The organism is Kibdelosporangium banguiense, from assembly GCF_017876405.1.
In the GTDB taxonomy this organism is placed as follows: Bacteria; Actinomycetota; Actinomycetes; order Mycobacteriales; family Pseudonocardiaceae; genus Kibdelosporangium; species Kibdelosporangium banguiense.
Window position 1 is genome coordinate 12,792,002 of the sequence record NZ_JAGINW010000001.1, and the last position, 16,206, is coordinate 12,808,207.

The 16,206-nt window shown below is 63.4% G+C and carries 12 protein-coding genes and 3 rRNA genes; 10 read left to right on the forward strand and 5 right to left on the reverse strand.

What is annotated here, in order from left to right; genetic code table 11:
* Genes JOF56_RS57455 through JOF56_RS57480 form a run of 6 tightly spaced genes read left to right on the forward strand, consistent with a single transcriptional unit; the run spans nucleotide 1 to nucleotide 5,514 of the window.
* Nucleotides 1-1,479, forward strand: coding sequence for an ABC transporter ATP-binding protein (locus JOF56_RS57455; protein WP_209647901.1), 1,479 nt, complete (start codon nucleotides 1-3; stop codon nucleotides 1,477-1,479).
* The gene (locus JOF56_RS57460) at nucleotides 1,476-2,498 is read left to right on the forward strand and encodes an ABC transporter permease (RefSeq protein WP_209647902.1); all 1,023 of its coding nucleotides are present in this window, start codon (nucleotides 1,476-1,478) and stop codon (nucleotides 2,496-2,498) included. Before JOF56_RS57455 ends, JOF56_RS57460 begins: the two co-directional genes overlap by 4 nt.
* Complete coding sequence (locus tag JOF56_RS57465; RefSeq protein ID WP_209647903.1) at nucleotides 2,495-3,349, forward strand: ABC transporter permease; 855 nt, start codon at nucleotides 2,495-2,497, stop codon at nucleotides 3,347-3,349. Before JOF56_RS57460 ends, JOF56_RS57465 begins: the two co-directional genes overlap by 4 nt.
* 2 nt (nucleotides 3,350-3,351) lie before the next feature.
* Nucleotides 3,352-3,912: a cysteine hydrolase family protein gene (locus JOF56_RS57470; RefSeq protein ID WP_209647904.1), complete on the forward strand. Its 561-nt coding sequence runs from the start codon at nucleotides 3,352-3,354 to the stop codon at nucleotides 3,910-3,912.
* Complete coding sequence (locus tag JOF56_RS57475) at nucleotides 3,909-4,778, forward strand: carbohydrate kinase family protein (protein WP_209647905.1); 870 nt, start codon at nucleotides 3,909-3,911, stop codon at nucleotides 4,776-4,778. The genes JOF56_RS57470 and JOF56_RS57475 overlap by 4 nt, the downstream gene beginning before the upstream one ends.
* Nucleotides 4,771-5,514, forward strand: coding sequence for a nucleoside phosphorylase (locus tag JOF56_RS57480; protein WP_209647906.1), 744 nt, complete (start codon nucleotides 4,771-4,773; stop codon nucleotides 5,512-5,514). The genes JOF56_RS57475 and JOF56_RS57480 overlap by 8 nt, the downstream gene beginning before the upstream one ends.
* Here the strand turns inward: JOF56_RS57480 and JOF56_RS57485 are convergent.
* Both JOF56_RS57485 and JOF56_RS57490 read right to left on the reverse strand, forming a co-directional pair.
* Nucleotides 5,502-6,107: a hypothetical protein gene (locus tag JOF56_RS57485; RefSeq protein ID WP_307855762.1), complete on the reverse strand. Its 606-nt coding sequence runs from the start codon at nucleotides 6,105-6,107 to the stop codon at nucleotides 5,502-5,504. The two genes, JOF56_RS57480 and JOF56_RS57485, sit on opposite strands and share 13 nt — an antisense overlap.
* Nucleotides 6,108-6,140: 33 nt before the next feature.
* On the reverse strand, nucleotides 6,141-6,644 hold the full coding sequence (locus JOF56_RS57490) for a DUF3145 domain-containing protein (protein WP_209647907.1): 504 nt from the start codon (nucleotides 6,642-6,644) through the stop codon (nucleotides 6,141-6,143).
* A 395-nt stretch (nucleotides 6,645-7,039) separates the two neighbouring features.
* On the opposite strand from JOF56_RS57490, the gene JOF56_RS57495 reads away from it, so the two are divergent.
* The 4 genes from JOF56_RS57495 (at nucleotide 7,040) to JOF56_RS57510 (ending at nucleotide 10,711) form a co-directional block, all read left to right on the forward strand.
* The gene (locus JOF56_RS57495; protein WP_209647908.1) at nucleotides 7,040-8,332 is read left to right on the forward strand and encodes a hypothetical protein; all 1,293 of its coding nucleotides are present in this window, start codon (nucleotides 7,040-7,042) and stop codon (nucleotides 8,330-8,332) included.
* Nucleotides 8,333-8,705: 373 nt separating this feature from the next.
* Nucleotides 8,706-9,053 (forward strand): histone-like nucleoid-structuring protein Lsr2, encoded by a 348-nt coding sequence (locus JOF56_RS57500; protein ID WP_209647909.1) that lies wholly within the window; start codon nucleotides 8,706-8,708, stop codon nucleotides 9,051-9,053.
* 205 nt (nucleotides 9,054-9,258) lie between these two features.
* The gene (locus JOF56_RS57505; protein WP_209647910.1) at nucleotides 9,259-10,098 is read left to right on the forward strand and encodes an alpha/beta fold hydrolase; all 840 of its coding nucleotides are present in this window, start codon (nucleotides 9,259-9,261) and stop codon (nucleotides 10,096-10,098) included.
* 34 nt (nucleotides 10,099-10,132) lie between these two features.
* On the forward strand, nucleotides 10,133-10,711 hold the full coding sequence (locus JOF56_RS57510; protein ID WP_209647911.1) for an N-acetylmuramoyl-L-alanine amidase: 579 nt from the start codon (nucleotides 10,133-10,135) through the stop codon (nucleotides 10,709-10,711).
* A gap of 53 nt (nucleotides 10,712-10,764) precedes the next feature.
* On the opposite strand, the gene rrf is transcribed toward JOF56_RS57510, so the two are convergent.
* The 3 genes from rrf to JOF56_RS57525 form a co-directional block, all read right to left on the reverse strand.
* A 5S ribosomal RNA gene (gene rrf / locus JOF56_RS57515) occupies nucleotides 10,765-10,881 on the reverse strand.
* A 78-nt stretch (nucleotides 10,882-10,959) separates the two neighbouring features.
* A 23S ribosomal RNA gene (locus JOF56_RS57520) occupies nucleotides 10,960-14,079 on the reverse strand.
* Nucleotides 14,080-14,405: 326 nt separating this feature from the next.
* Nucleotides 14,406-15,924: ribosomal RNA gene (locus JOF56_RS57525) — 16S ribosomal RNA — on the reverse strand.
* The 16S, 23S and 5S rRNA genes sit together here, the layout of an rRNA operon.
* Nucleotides 15,925-16,206 lie beyond the last annotated feature (282 nt).

The following is a 16,206-nucleotide window of genomic DNA, read 5'->3' on the forward strand; positions in this document are numbered from 1 at the left end:
ATGCCGGTCCGACTGGGCGCGCGCGATGTGTCACGCGCATTCGGTTCCGTACGCGCGAACGCTCACGTCAGCCTCGACGTCCAGGCGGGCACCGTGCACGCGGTCGTCGGCGAGAACGGCGCCGGCAAGACCACGTTGATGCGCATTCTGTACGGCCTTGACCAGCCGGATTCCGGGACGGTCGTGATCAGCGACCGTCCTGTCAGATTGCGCGGCCCGGCGGACGGCATCAAGCACGGCATCGGCCTGGTGCAACAGGAACTGGCCATGGTGGGCTCGTTGACCCTGCTGGAGAACCTGATCCTGGGTGCCGAACCCCGTCGCGGACCGCGGATCGACTGGCCGAAAGCGCTTGCGGAGGCCGAAGAGCTGGCCGCGGGTGCCGGCGTCGAACTGCCGTGGCAGGCCAGGACCGACGATGTGTCGATCAGTGTCCGCCAGCAGGTGGAAATCCTGCGTGCGTTGCGCCGCGGCGCTGACGTGCTGATCCTCGACGAGCCCACAGCCGCTTTGGCGCCCGCACAAGTCGATGAGCTGCTGCGGCTGCTTCGCGGGCTACGCGACGCCGGGCGGACGGTCGTCTTCATCAGCCACAAACTCGACGAAGTCCTGGCGATCGCCGACGAGATCACGGTGTTGCGCGGTGGCGAGGTGGTCACGACCCGCCCGGTCGACGAGGTCACCCGGTCCGAACTGGTCGAACTCATCGTCGGCTCGCACGTGGAAAGCAGTGTTTTCGATTCCTCGGCCCAGGTCTCGTCGGCCCAGCTCGGTGACGAGGTCTTGCTCCTGGAGGATCGGGTTTCCCTGACCGTGCGGGCGGGCGAGATCGTCGGCGTCGCCGGTGTCGCGGGCAACGGGCAGGACGAACTCGTGGAGCGTGTCGTCGGCCTGCGCAAATGCGCCGGGCGGATTGTGCTCGACGGCAACGACGTCACAGCCCTGCCGGTAGACAAACGTCGCGCCCTGGGCCTTGGTTACGTCTCCGGTGAGCGCGGAGCAGAAGGTCTCTCATTGGACGCTTCGCTTGCCGACAACACGATCGCGGGCACACACCGAGGGCTCGCGCGGCGCGGCTGGTTGCCTCCCTCGAAGGTGCGGGCGTTCGTCCAGCGCGTGCTCGACGGCTATTCAGTCCGATATGGACGGACATCCCAGCCGGCCAGAACCTTGTCCGGCGGCAACCAGCAGCGCGTGGTGATCGGCCGCGAGCTGGACCGCGAACCACGGCTGCTGGTGGCCGCGGGCCCGACGCGCGGAGTGGACGTGCTCGGCATCGAGTTCATCCACTCGCGACTGCGGGCGTTGCGGGACAACGGTTCAGGCGTTCTGCTGGTGTCCGAGCAACTGGACGAGCTACTGGAACTGTCCGACCGGATCGTGGTGCTGCACGGCGGTGCGGTCGCCGGCGAGGTGCCCGGTGGTCCGGAAAGCCGCTACGCCGTAGGTGAACTCATGCTGGGCAGGAAACCCTCGTGAGCGTCCTGGCCGATTCCCGGTATTCGCGAGTCCTGACCAGCACGGTCAGGGCGGTCGTGCCGTTTCTGATCGCGCTGGCGATCGGCGCGGTGGTGCTGCTGGCGACCGGGCACAACCCGCTCTCCTTCTATCAGTTGCTCATCCGGGAAGCCTTCGGCGGGATGGACCGGATCGCGGCCACGCTCAGCGCCGCGACTCCCCTGCTGTTCACCGGTCTGGCGACCGCGATCGCGTTCCGGGCCGGTGTTTTCAATGTCGGCGTCGAAGGCGGGTTCGTCTTCGGCGGGCTGATCTCGGCGACGGTGGCCGCCCATCTCGGCGGGCCGCTGGCGATCCCGGCCGCGATGCTGGCCGGCATGGCCGCGGGCATCGCGGTGAGTGCGCTGCCCGGCTGGCTGCGGGCGCGGTGGAACGTCGACGAGGTCGTCGTGACGTTGATGTTCAACTTCGTCGTGGCCGGCCTGGCCGGCTGGCTGGTGACGTCGTTCTTGCAGGCCAAGGGTGTTGCCAACTCCGCGACACCGCTGATCGCCAGACCGGCCTGGCTGCCCGACCTGCTGCCGCCCTACGCGCTCACCTCGGGTGTCCTCATTGGACTGATCCTGGTCGCCGGTTACGCCGTTTGGATCAAGCATTCGGTGTTCGGCTACGAACTGCGGCAGACCGGGCTGAACCCGAGGTTCGCCGCCGCGCAGGGCATCCGGGTCGCCAGGGTGGTCATCGTCTCGATGCTCGTCTCCGGCGCGATCGCCGGACTCGGCGGCGCGGCCCACGCTTTGGGCGTCGTGCACCGGTTCGTCGACGGATTCTCGCCGGGTTACGGCTTCACCGGGATCGCCGTGGCCCTCCTTGGCCGCAACAGCGCAGGTGGCGTGGTGCTCGGCGCGGTGCTGTTCGGGGCATTGGCCTCCGCCGGAACGACTGCGCAACTGTTCAGCAACATCCCGCTCGACATCGTGGACGTGTTGTCCGGCACTGTCATGATCTTCGCCGTGGTCCGGCTCTGGCGGCAGCGATGATCCAGGGCATCGTCATGTCCGCGCTGCTGCTGTGGACGCCACTCGCCCTGGCCGCACTGGGCGGCCTGCTGCACCGCGTCAGCGGTGTGGTCAACATCGGGCTGGAAGGGCAGATGCTCGCCGGTGCGCTGATCGGCGCGCTGGTGTCCGGGCTGACCGGGAACTGGGCGGTGGGCGTGCTCGCGGCGGGTGCGGCCGGCGGGCTGCTCGGGCTGCTGATGTCGTTGTGCATCACCAGACTCGGCGCGAACGAGATCATCACCGGGCTCGGCTTCACCATCGTGATCAGCGGCCTGATCGGATACCTGCTGCGCAGCGTCTTCGAGGTGTCAGGCACGTTGCGGGTCACCGGACTGGATCCGTTGCCGGAGATTCTTGGCCAGGATCCATTGTTCTGGCTGACAATCGTGCTTGTGCCGACGATCGCGTGGGCCCTGAAGAACACCGGAGCCGGATTGCGGCTGCGGGCGACCGGCGCCGGCTTCGACGCGGCCGGCGCGCTTGGGCTGCCCACCAACCGCATCCGGGACATCGCCGGCACGCTCGCCGGGGTGTTCGCGGGCATGGCGGGCGCGCAGCTGGTCCTCGGCCAGGTCGGGCTTTTCAACGAGGACATGGTGGCCGGGCGGGGTTTCATCGCACTGGCCGCGTTCTACTTCGGGCGTTCCAGGCCGTTGCCGACGGTGCTGGCCTGTTTGCTGTTCGCGGTGTTCGACGCCACCCAGGCGCGGTTGCAGACCGCGGGAGTACCCGCCCAGCTCATCCAGACTCTGCCGTATGTTGTTGTTATAGCGGTTCTGACGGTCACCGCCGTACGCGACGTTCGGGGAAAATCTCGAAGGGCAGGCTGAGCATGGCCGATAATCGTGTCGCATTGGTCCTGATCGACGTGCTGGACGCGTTTTTCGCGCCCGGCAGGCCGGCTTACTACCCGGATTCGGTCAAGGCCCTCGACCCGTTGCGGGCACTGCTGACCAAGGCCCGTGAGCAGGAACGACTGATCGTGCACGCGGTGGAGCGGCACCGGCCGGGGCTGGCCGACTTCGAGCACAAGAAAATTCCGGTGCACTGCGAAATCGGTGACGATCAGTCACCGTACGTAGCCGGTTTCGAACCGCTGGATACCCCGAACGAAATCGAGGTCCCGAAACGGCGGTACTCCGCGTTCTACGCGACCGACTTGGATCTGCTGCTGCGCGAACAAGGCGTGGAAACACTCCTCGTCGCGGGCGTGAAGACCAATGTCTGCGTCCGGGCGACGATCCAGGATGCCTTCGCGGGCGGGTATGAGATCCTTTTGGCGAAAGAGGCCACCAACTCGAACCGGCCGCACTTGGCCGAAGCGTCGCTCGAGGACATCGACCGCTATTTCGGGTCCGTGGTATCGGTCGAACAGGCATTGGAGCGACTGTGAGCAGCCGGGTCGCGGTTGTCGGGTACGCCAGCATGGACCACTCGATGGAGTGTGACGAGTTCCGTGCGGCGGCCGGCACCACACTGATCAAACGCCGGTTGTCCGACCCGTGGCCGGGCATCGGCGGCATCGCGCACACCGCCCGGGGCCTCGCCGCCGCCGGGCACCAGGTGCACGCGATCACGTGGGTCGGCGACGACGAGCCCGGCAAGGAGTACATGGACCGGCTCAACGGCTACGGCGTGGACATCTCGGGCATCTCGACCGACAGCGTCCGCACCCCGTCGTGTTACCTGTTCTACGGTCCCGACGGCGAGACAGTCGTCGTGTACGACCCAGGCGACCGCGCGGCCGGCAACCTGACCGAGCGGCAGCGCGAGATCGTGGCCAGCTGCGACTGGGTATGCCTGATGGTCGGCCCGCGCACCGCCAACCTCGAGGTCCTCGACCTGCTGACCGACGAGCAGCACCTGGCGTGGGGCGTGAAGGGCGACCCGGACGCGTACTCCCCCGGCGTCGTGCACCGCATCCTGGCGCGTTCCAGCGTCGTCAGCTTCAGTGCCCGCGAGCGCGTGTTCCTCGACCGCATCGTCGCCCCGCGCACGCTGCTCGAACGCACCCGCCCAGACGCGCTGCTCGCCGAGACGCACGGCCCGGCCGGTGTCCGGATCTGGCGTGGCGACCTGCACGACATGGTGCCGTGCACCGAGATCGACGCGGTGGACACGACCGGAGCGGGCGACATGTTCTTCGCTGGCATGGTCGCGAGCCTGCTCGAGCACCCCACCGAGACCCGGCAGGCGGCCGAACGCGGCGTGGAGGCCGCGACTGGCCTGCTGCTCGAACGGCTCCCAGTCAATGGCTGACCGCGCGTGGTTCCTCAGGTGCGCGGCGGACGAGGTCGCTGACCGGGCTGTCCTGGTCGGCGACCGTGGCCGCGTGGAGAAAGCCGCAACCCTGCTCGACAACGCGCAGGTACTCAACCAGGACCGTGGCCTGACGGCTGTGACAGGCCAGTACCGCGGTCGCGCGGTGACTGTGGCCGCGTTCGGAATGGGCGCTCCCATTGCGGGGGTTGTCCTGCACGAGCTGGCCATGCTGGGCGTACAACGGTTCTTACGGCTCGGCACGGTCCTCGGCATCGGCGGTACGTCGCTGGGTTCGTTGGTCCTGGCCGAGGGTGCCGTGCGCAACGAGTCGACTTCCGGCACGTATCTGCCAATCGGCTATCCCGCGATAGCCGACCACGAAATGAACACCGCACTGCGGTCCACGCTCGCAGCCGGATCCCGGTCATGGACCGCAGGTCTGATCGCGTCGTACGACGGCTTCTACACCGAGATGTTCGCCGCCGAGCCGGAACGGGCCGCGGAAACCCGGGCCAGGATGAAAGAGCTGGGCCGCAACGGTGTGAAAGCCGTCGACATGGAAACGTCCGCCGTGCTTGTGGTCGCCCGCGCGGTCGGTGCCCGTGCCGCGTCCCTCTGCCTGGCCAGCGTCGACGGGCTCAGCCAGCGGAAACTCACCGACGGCCGGACCGAGGCCGAGCTGGAGCTGCTCGTCACCGGCCTGGACAGCCTGGCGTCACTTCAGGACGTCTGAACCCCGCACTCGTCATGCGGTGGTGACGCGCCCTCCGGGCCCGTCTCGATCTTCCACTTGTTGTCCTCGCGCGCCAGCGGCAGCACGATCCGCCAGCGGATGCACTCCTTGGGCAGCTCCAGCGGTGCGTCCTCGACATTCTGGGTGCTGGTGAACGCCACCAGCACGCGCAGTTTGCGGTCCGGCGCCGTGTCGATCCGGTAGAGCACGATGCTGCCGTCCTTGGTGGACTTGTAGTCATCGGTCCACTGGCGCTTCTCGTAGGTGGCGGCACGAGCCCTGGTGACCGTCGTGCGCCACTTCTCGTAGTCCTTCTCGTTGATCGAGTCGAAGTGGTCCTGCAACAGCGACGCGATCACGCCGAACTGCGGATGCTCCACGACGTCCTGCGTCGCGGACACCTTGCTCGATCCGGGTTGTGCTGCCGGGGGCACCGTCGTGCTCGGGACTGTGGCCACGACCGGTGGCGTGACCAGATGGTCGACCGGCTTCGGCTTGTAGATCTCGCGCGCGGCCAGGCCGCCGCCCGCCGCGACCACGGCCGCGCCGAGCACGGCCAGCCACAATCGCGGCGAACGCCTAGTCGGATGCACCTTTTGAGAGTGCCATGAACTGGCCGACCCCGTTCAGCCGACCCGGTGCAGCCAGGTGACCGGTGCGCCGTCGCCGGCGCGCCGGAACGGCTCCAGCGCCTCGTCCCACGACGAACCCAGCAGTTCGTCCACCTTGTGCACGAACGACTCCGCGCCCCGGCTCGAGGCCGCGACCGCACGCAACTGGTCCTCCCCGACCACGATGTCGCCGTTGGCCGACGTCTTCGCGCGCCAGAGCCCCAGGCCGGGTGCGTAACAGAACCGCTCGCCGTCGACGCCGGCGCTCGGCTCCTCGGTGACCTCGAACCTGATCATCGGCCACGCCCGCAACGCCGCGGCCAGCTTGCCGCCCGTGCCGGCCCCGCCGGTCCACGAGCATTCGGACCGCAGCTGACCAGCGGCCGCCGGTTGAGCGGTCCACTTCAGCTCGGCCCGGACACCCAGGGTGCCCGAAATCGCCCACTCGACGTGCGGACAAACCGCAGACGGCGACGAGTGGACGTACACCACGCCTCGGGTGCTGCCACTTGTGCTCACTGCTGACCTCCGCAACTCGACGAGGAAACGTCTTCCCCTACGACCTCGCGAGCGTGTGGGCCATCGTGTGTACAAGTCGTACCCGGCGCCTATTCTGCCTCCTCACTGTGCAATCCCGCCACAGGAACGATCAGAAGACACACCAGTCACTCCGATCGGGTACTTGTTCTCGGCGTGTCGCGCTGGCGTGTCGTCCTGACCGGCACTTATCCACCATCGGATACATCCAGCCGGTGTGGTGGTCACCACTGCACCAGGCCTCGATACGGAGCCCATACCGCCACAGAGATACCGTGTGCCCGACCGCGCCTAAGGGGAACGGGACGTAGCCCAGCCACCAGAACGGTCCGCTGGAACGCGACCGAACAGAGAAAATGCGGGGAGGCGGAACTGTCGTGCGGCTTGTCCGGCTCGGTGACGAGACGTCCGCGGTCGGTGCCGATGTCAGAGCGGCCCTCGCGTCCTGGGGTCGTGGCGACGCCGTGGTCGGCGGAATCGCGCTGATCGGCTGCCGTCCGCCGGACTGCCCGGACCCCGTCGACGCGATCGTGATCCTGCCGCGGGGCCTGCTGGTGGTCGTCGGCGTCGACCTGCCCGACCCCGCCATGCGGCTGGACGCGCCGGTCAATGGCCAGTGGAAGGTCGACGGCTGGCCGCTGGTGCGTGCGGACGGCGCGGTCAACCCGGCCACAGAGGCCGTCCAGGCCGCCACCGCGGTCGTGGCCAGGCTGCAGTCGCAAAGGGTGGAGCCGATGCCCGTGGGCACGGTTGTCGCCGTCGGGCCATACGTCTCCCGCGTCAGCCAGACGACTTCTGATCTGGCCCGTGGCATTCGCATCCTGCACCCGGAACCCAAGACACTTCTCATCGCGGCCCGTGAATTGGCTGTCTATGAGCGCCGCTGCCCGCCGCACCGGGCAAACGAGATCCTGGCCGCACTGGCGCCGAATCATCCGCCATTCAGCCCAGAGGAGCTCGTTTTCGAGGGCTTTGACTCTTCGGCAGGCCCGGGCCTCGCCGCGGCCAGCACGTTGTTGATTCCGCGCGTTCGCCCGCAGCCGGCCGCCGCGCCGATGGCGGTGGCGACCAAACCGAAACGGTTCCGGTGGTTGCCGGTAAGCGCGGCAATGTTGGTCGGACTGCTCATGCTCGCCGGGATCATCGTCGCCATTGCCGCCTCCAGTGACACCCCGCGAACCACACAGGGCCCAAAGCCGACTGTGACAGTGGCACAACAAGCGGGCCCGGTCGTCGAAGGCGTGACCTACATGCCGAAAGGCACGGTCAAGGACACCGACTGCCAGGCACGGGCATTCGGTGATATCCAGGTTTGGCTGCAGACGAACCCGTGCGGCTCGCTCGTGCGTACCCGGTATGAGAGCACCGAGGGCAAAGAACCAATCGCGGTGCTCGTAGCTGATCTCACATTCCAGGACGCGACCGCCGCCGCGGCCTTCTTGAAAGTGGCCACCACTCCGGGCACCGGCACGATCACCGATCCGTCGGCCGACGGATCCCCCTGGCCCGACGGCCGCAAGCCGATCTTCGACTCGGCGGCATATCAGGCAAAGCAGACCGGCGCACAAGTCCGCATTGTGCAGGTGATCTGGCTGGACCGGTCCTCCTCACCGGCCGATCCCGGCCTGATCGCGGCGGCCACGCGCTCGTTGCGGCTGCCGGTGACCTGATCCGGCGGTAATGGTCAAATTCGAAGTTGTTGCCGCCGCGCCGACATACCCACCATCAAGTGAACACGATGTCGCACAGCGCGACTGAGCCCACTTTCGACCTGGGTTTTCGTGATGTTTGCGTGGCATCAGAAGGACCGCTGCGCCCGAACAGTCGAACCGGCAGGTAACCCAATGTGCTAAGCAAGAGCATCGAGTGGCCCTCGCCGTTCAACCAACCTCCACCTTCGTAGGAAAACGATCGCCCTGGTCACGGGACTCCGGCGAAATTCAGTACGAAGATATTCGCGATGCGGTTTATTTCTGTGGGGTCCGCATGGTTATCATTGCCAGCAGGCTGGGGCAACACTGAAACTCACCACACGGAGGAACCGTGGCTCAGAAGACCGTCGTCGAGTTGGTCGACGACCTCGATGGTGGAACTGCCAACGAAACCGTTGCGTTCACACTCGACGGTGTCGAGTTCCAGATCGATCTCTCCACCGCCAACGCAACCAGGCTGCGCGACTCGCTTGCCGAATATGTCGCTCACGCCCGCCGAATCGGCGGTCGCAAGCAGCGGCTGGCGCCGGGCGGCGACTCGGGAAAGAAGTCCGCCGAAGAGCAGGCGCAGAATCAGGCGATCCGCGAGTGGGCGCGGGCGCAGGGCAAGACCGTGGCCGAGCGCGGCCGCCTGCCGCACGCGCTGGTCGTCGAGTTCAAGGAAGCGCACGGCGGCTGATCAGGCCGAGCAGATCAAGAACTCCCCGGCACGCCCATCTGGCGGGTGCCGGGGAGTTCTCATTGAAACGTTCTGTCACCAGTTCGGTCGCCATCCGTAGCATTACGTGTCGATCATGTTGCACCGGGTGAGAACGTTATTGACATTGGCCGCCGTTATGCCGTTGGTTTATGCACAGCAATAGCCCTTCACGAGAGGCGGCCGGGTGGCGGCCACGCAGTTTTTGGAAAGACCAGGCGGCCGGCTGGCGTACGAGGTGCGCGGCCAGGGCCCGTTGGTCGTGTGCCTGCCTGGTCTCGGCGACCTGCGCTGCGCCTACGCCAAGGTGGCCGAACTGCTCGTCGTCGCGGGTTTCACGGTGGTCACGATGGACCTGCGCGGGCTGGGCGAATCCAGCACGCACTGGCCGTCCTACACCGAGATGGACACCGCCTCGGATCTGCTGGAGCTGCTGCAGAAGCTCGCACTGGGGCCGGCGATCGTCGTGGGCAACGACTACAGCGCGGGCGCGGCCGTGGTGGCCGCCGCCAACCGCTCGGATCTGATCACCGGGCTGGTGCTGTCGGGCCCGTGGATGCACCAGACGCCGGCGAACGTCGTCTGCACGGCGGGCCGGTGGCTGATCAGGCGCCGCGGAATCGGCCGGTTGCTCTGGAACCACGCGTGGCCGTGGCTGTTCGGGCCGCAGAAGCCCGAGGGGTTCGAGGCCAGGCGCCGGGCCACAGCCGCGAATCTGGCGCAGCCTGGGCGCTTTGACGCCGTCCGGGCGATGCTGCGGCCCGGGCACCAGGTGGCCGAGCTGGCGATGCCGTACGTGACGTGTCCCGCGCTCGTGGCGATGGGCGACGCCGACCCGGCTTTCACCGACCTCAGCCCGGAACATGAGGCACCATTGATCGCCAAGCGCCTCGGTGGTCCCACGGAGGTGACAATGATCCGCGGCGCCGGCTATTACCCGCATTCCGAACGGCCCGAGTACTTCGCGGCGCTCTTCCAGAGCTGGTGGACAACCAACCATCAGTTGAAGCTCTTAGGAAACAATTGACTTGAGCGGGTGCCGGGGCGTACACGTTTCCGGCATGACCCTTTCCCGCCGAAACCTCTTGCTGACGAGCGCCGGCGTGGTGGCCGCCGGTGTCTGGTCCGCCGGCCCCGCGTCGGCGGCAGCACCGGCCGTCGACTACCCAGGCGCCGAATGGATTCCGGCCAGCACGTCCAACTACACCGTCTCGAACCGGCCGTCGAGCTATCCGGTGAACATCGTGGTGATCCACGTCACCCAGGAGTACTACCGGGACGCGATCGCGATCTTCCAGGACCCGGCCCGCAAGGTCGCGTCGCATTATCTGGTGCGTTCCGGTGACGGCCATATCGCGCAGCTCGTCCGGGAGAAGAATGTCGGCTGGCACGCCGGCAACTGGAACTACAACACCCGGAGCATCGGTGTCGAACACGAAGGCTGGGTCGATCAGCCGCAGTGGTTCACAACTCAGATGTACACGGCCTCGGCGGCGCTCACCCGTTCGATCTGCAACCGGTACGGAATTCCGAAGGATCGGGCTCACATCATCGGCCACAACGAGGTGCCAGGAGCGACCCATACCGATCCGGGGCCGCTCTGGGACTGGACCCTGTACATGAGACTCGTGAACAGCTGAGCCCGGACATAGCAAAAGGCCCCACAGTCGCCTGTGGGGCCTTTCGAAGAATATTACCGCAGTGTCCTACTCTCCCACACCCTACCGAGTGCAGTACCATCGGCGCTGAAGAGCTTAGCTTCCGGGTTCGGAATGGGACCGGGCGTTTCCTCTTCGCTAAAACCACGGTAAAACCACGAAACCACTCAAACCGTCCAACCGAACCGGTTTGGTGTTTCAGAACCGTACAGTGGATGCGTAGCGTCTTTGTAGTCAAGTCCTCGGCCTATTAGTACCAGTCAACTCCACACGTTACCGCGCTTCCATCTCTGGCCTATCAACCCAGTCGTCTAGCTGGGAGCCTTACCCTGTAAACAGGTGGGAGACCTCATCTTGGAACGAGCTTCCCGCTTAGATGCCTTCAGCGGTTATCCCTTCCGAACGTAGCCAACCAGCCATGCCCTTGGCAGAACAACTGGCACACCAGAGGTTCGTCCGTCCCGGTCCTCTCGTACTAGGGACAGCCTTCCTCAAGTCTCCTACGCGCGCGGCGGATAGGGACCGAACTGTCTCACGACGTTCTAAACCCAGCTCGCGTACCGCTTTAATGGGCGAACAGCCCAACCCTTGGGACCTACTCCGGCCCCAGGATGCGACGAGCCGACATCGAGGTGCCAAACCATGCCGTCGATATGGACTCTTGGGCAAGATCAGCCTGTTATCCCCGGGGTACCTTTTATCCGTTGAGCGACCACGCTTCCACAAGCCATGGCCGGATCACTAGTTCCGACTTTCGTCCCTGCTCGACCCGTCAGTCTCACAGTCAAGCCCCCTTGTGCACTTGCACTCAACACCTGATTGCCAACCAGGCTGAGGGAACCTTTGAGCGCCTCCGTTACTCTTTGGGAGGCAACCGCCCCAGTTAAACTACCCACCAGGCACTGTCCCTGAACCAGATCATGGTCCGAGGTTAGACACCCAATTCGACCAGAGTGGTATTTCAACAACGACTCCACCCGAACTAGCGTCCGAGCTTCACAGTCTCCCACCTATCCTACACAAGCCGAACCGAGCACCAATACCAAGCTATAGTAAAGGTCCCGGGGTCTTTCCGTCCTGCCGCGCGTAACGAGCATCTTTACTCGTAGTGCAATTTCACCGGGCCTGTGGTTGAGACAGCCGAGAAGTCGTTACGCCATTCGTGCAGGTCGGAACTTACCCGACAAGGAATTTCGCTACCTTAGGATGGTTATAGTTACCACCGCCGTTTACTGGCGCTTAAATTCTGAGCTTCGCCCTTACAGACTAACCCGTCCTCTTAACGTTCCAGCACCGGGCAGGCGTCAGTCCATATACATCGTCTTACGACTTCGCATGGACCTGTGTTTTTAGTAAACAGTCGCTTCTCGCTAGTCTCTGCGGCCACACAACGCTCAAGGAGCAAAGCCCCGTCACGTCACACGGCCCCCCTTCTCCCGAAGTTACGGGGGCATTTTGCCGAGTTCCTTAACCACAGTTCACCCGAACGCCTTAGTATTCTCTACCTGACCACCTGTGTCGGTTTAGGGTACGGGCCGCTTGAACACTCACTAGAGGCTTTTCTCGGCAGCATAGGATCACCCACTTCGCCTCAATCGGCTACGCATCACGTCTCAGGATATATGCAGTGCGGATTTGCCTACACCACTCCCTACACGCTTACACCAGTTAATCCACTCACTGGCGGAGCTACCTTCCTGCGTCACCCCATCGCTTGACTAATACGGAATCGGATCCCACGCTCCACCACACGATTCACCCGAAGGCTTACTCGCACAGCTTTGGGTGGTTAGCATCAACCGCCTCATCATGGGCGCGTTCACGCGGGTACGGGAATATCAACCCGTTGTCCATCGACTACGCCTGTCGGCCTCGCCTTAGGTCCCGACTTACCCTGGGCGGATTAGCCTGGCCCAGGAACCCTTGGTCATCCGGCGGCAGAGGTTCTCACTCTGCTTTCGCTACTCATGCCTGCATTCTCACTCCCATAGCCTCCACGGCTGGTTTCCACCGCCGCTTCCATGGCTACAGGACGCTCCCCTACCCATCCATGCGACTGCACAAGCATCCGAAGACGCTCATGGATCTGTATGCATGAATGACACAGCTTCGGCGGTACGCTTAAGCCCCGCTACATTGTCGGCGCAGGACCACTTGACCAGTGAGCTATTACGCACTCTTTCAAGGATGGCTGCTTCTAAGCCAACCTCCTGGTTGTCTGGGCGACCCCACATCCTTTCCCACTTAGCGCACACTTAGGGGCCTTAGCTGGTGTTCTGGGCTGTTTCCCTCTCGACTACGAAGCTTATCCCCCGCAGTCTCACTGCCGCACTCTCACACCACGGTATTCGGAGTTTGGTTGACTTCAGTAAGCTTGTAGGCCCCCTAGGCCATCCAGTGCTCTACCCCCGTGGTGAAACATACGACGCTGCACCTAAATGCATTTCGGGGAGAACCAGCTATCACGGAGTTTGATTGGCCTTTCACCCCTACCCACAGCTCATCCCCCAGGTTTTCAACCCTGGTGGGTTCGGGCCTCCACACCGTCTTACCGGCGCTTCACCCTGGCCATGGGTAGATCACTCCGCTTCGGGTCTAGAACACGCGACTCAACGCCCTATTCAGACTCGCTTTCGCTACGGCTACCCCACACGGGTTAACCTCGCCACGCATCACTAACTCGCAGGCTCATTCTTCAAAAGGCACGCCATCACCCCAAAAGGCTCTGACGGCTTGTAGGCACACGGTTTCAGGTACTCTTTCACTCCCCTCCCGGGGTACTTTTCACCTTTCCCTCACGGTACTAGTCCGCTATCGGTCATCAGGAAGTATTTAGGCTTAACGGGTGGTCCCGCCAAATTCACAGCAAATTCCACGAGCTCGCTGCTACTCGGGAACACCACCAAGGAAGATCACGCGCTTTCGTCGACGGGACTTTCACCCTCTACGGTTCGGCTTTCCAGACCGATTTGACTAGCAACATGACTTTATGACTTCCCGCTAGGTTGACAGCCCCAGCCAGTGGGTCCCACGACCCCCACTACGCAACCCCTGTCAGGTATCACACGCAGTAGGTTTAGCCTCATCCGCTTTCGCTCGCCACTACTCACGGAATCACGGTTGTTTTCTCTTCCTACGGGTACTGAGATGTTTCACTTCCCCGCGTTCCCTCCACACACCCTATATATTCAGGTGCAGGTGACACCCCATAACGGGTGCCGGGTTTCCCCATTCGGAAATCCTCGGATCACAGCTCGGTTGACAGCTCCCCGAGGCTTATCGCAGCCTCCTACGTCCTTCATCGGCTCCTGATGCCAAGGCATCCACCGTATGCCCTTAACAACTTGACCACAAAGATGCTCGCATCCACTGTACAGTTCTCAAACACCACACCAGAACACCGCTTACCGTTGAGAACACCCATTCCGATCAACGCCGGCCGGTTTGAACTCGAAGCAGTCCCGGTCACCAGAAGCAGCGCACACGCAAGCGCGTGTTGCCTCAGGACCCAACAGTGTGTCGACTATCTGCAGACTTGGCTGCGGAAGACCAGTAGTTCCACGATTCCTTGAGCTCCACCCCGTGAACGCATGCCACGGCTGGTGGATCTCCTGCACAGTCGTTCCATGCCTCCGAAGAGGCCTGTACTGAACCTGTCAGGTGATGTGCTCCTTAGAAAGGAGGTGATCCAGCCGCACCTTCCGGTACGGCTACCTTGTTACGACTTCGTCCCAATCGCCAGTCCCACCTTCGACCACTCCCTCCCACAAGGGGTTAGGCCGTGGGCTTCGGGTGTTACCGACTTTCGTGACGTGACGGGCGGTGTGTACAAGGCCCGGGAACGTATTCACCGCAGCGTTGCTGATCTGCGATTACTAGCGACTCCGACTTCATGGGGTCGAGTTGCAGACCCCAATCCGAACTGAGACCAGCTTTAAGGGATTCGCTCCACCTCACGGTCTCGCAGCCCTCTGTACTAGCCATTGTAGCATGTGTGAAGCCCTGGACATAAGGGGCATGATGACTTGACGTCATCCCCACCTTCCTCCGAGTTGACCCCGGCAGTCTCCCATGAGTCCCCGGCATTACCCGCTGGCAACATGGAACGAGGGTTGCGCTCGTTGCGGGACTTAACCCAACATCTCACGACACGAGCTGACGACAGCCATGCACCACCTGCACACCAACCACAAGGGAAGCCCTATCTCTAGGGATGTCTGGCGCATGTCAAGCCCAGGTAAGGTTCTTCGCGTTGCATCGAATTAATCCACATGCTCCGCCGCTTGTGCGGGCCCCCGTCAATTCCTTTGAGTTTTAGCCTTGCGGCCGTACTCCCCAGGCGGGGCGCTTAATGCGTTAGCTACGGCACGGAACCCGTGGAAAGAGCCCCACACCTAGCGCCCAACGTTTACGGCGTGGACTACCAGGGTATCTAATCCTGTTCGCTCCCCACGCTTTCGCTCCTCAGCGTCAGTATCGGCCCAGAGACCCGCCTTCGCCACCGGTGTTCCTCCTGATATCTGCGCATTTCACCGCTACACCAGGAATTCCAGTCTCCCCTACCGAACTCAAGTCTGCCCGTATCGACCGCAAGCTCCACGTTAAGCGTGAAGTTTTCACGGCCGACGCAACAAACCGCCTACGAGCTCTTTACGCCCAATAATTCCGGACAACGCTCGCACCCTACGTATTACCGCGGCTGCTGGCACGTAGTTAGCCGGTGCTTCTTCTCCAGGTACCGTCACTCTCGCTTCGTCCCTGGCGAAAGAGGTTTACAACCCGAAGGCCGTCATCCCTCACGCGGCGTCGCTGCGTCAGGCTTTCGCCCATTGCGCAATATTCCCCACTGCTGCCTCCCGTAGGAGTCTGGGCCGTGTCTCAGTCCCAGTGTGGCCGGTCGCCCTCTCAGGCCGGCTACCCGTCGTCGCCTTGGTAGGCCATTACCCCACCAACAAGCTGATAGGCCGCGGGTTCATCCTGCACCGCCGGAACTTTCCACCCACAGTCATGCGACCGCAAGTCGTATCCGGTATTAGACCTCGTTTCCAAGGCTTATCCCAGAGTGCAGGGCAGATTACCCACGTGTTACTCACCCGTTCGCCGCTCGTGTACCCCGAAGGGCCTTACCGCTCGACTTGCATGTGTTAAGCACGCCGCCAGCGTTCGTCCTGAGCCAGGATCAAACTCTCCAACAATGCTTTGTCAGAAAATCCGATGTCCTGACAAACCAGAACTCATCTGGTCTATCTGTCCATCTCAAAGGAACCCACTTGATCGGGGTTCATATAAAAGCTCTACTGGCTTTCAATAGATCGACACACTGTTGAGTTCTCAAACAACACACGCACACCCGTCAGAAGCGGCTTTGAGCCGACCCATCGAGGGGCTGTACTGCTAAGTCTTGTTTTTTGTCTTTGAGCTCCGTTCCGGTTTTCCCGGCCCGTTCCGCTCTGACTTGGATAAAGTTACACGGTGCC

Excerpts from the sequence above, each read along its gene's own strand:
- JOF56_RS57455 (WP_209647901.1), top strand. The coding sequence starts at position 1 with ATGCCGGTCCGACTGGGCGCGCGCGATGTGTCACGCGCATTCGGTTCC.
- JOF56_RS57465 (WP_209647903.1), top strand. The coding sequence starts at position 2,495 with ATGATCCAGGGCATCGTCATGTCCGCGCTGCTGCTGTGGACGCCACTC.
- JOF56_RS57470 (WP_209647904.1), top strand. The coding sequence starts at position 3,352 with ATGGCCGATAATCGTGTCGCATTGGTCCTGATCGACGTGCTGGACGCG.
- JOF56_RS57480 (WP_209647906.1), top strand. The coding sequence starts at position 4,771 with ATGGCTGACCGCGCGTGGTTCCTCAGGTGCGCGGCGGACGAGGTCGCT.
- JOF56_RS57510 (WP_209647911.1), top strand. The coding sequence starts at position 10,133 with ATGACCCTTTCCCGCCGAAACCTCTTGCTGACGAGCGCCGGCGTGGTG.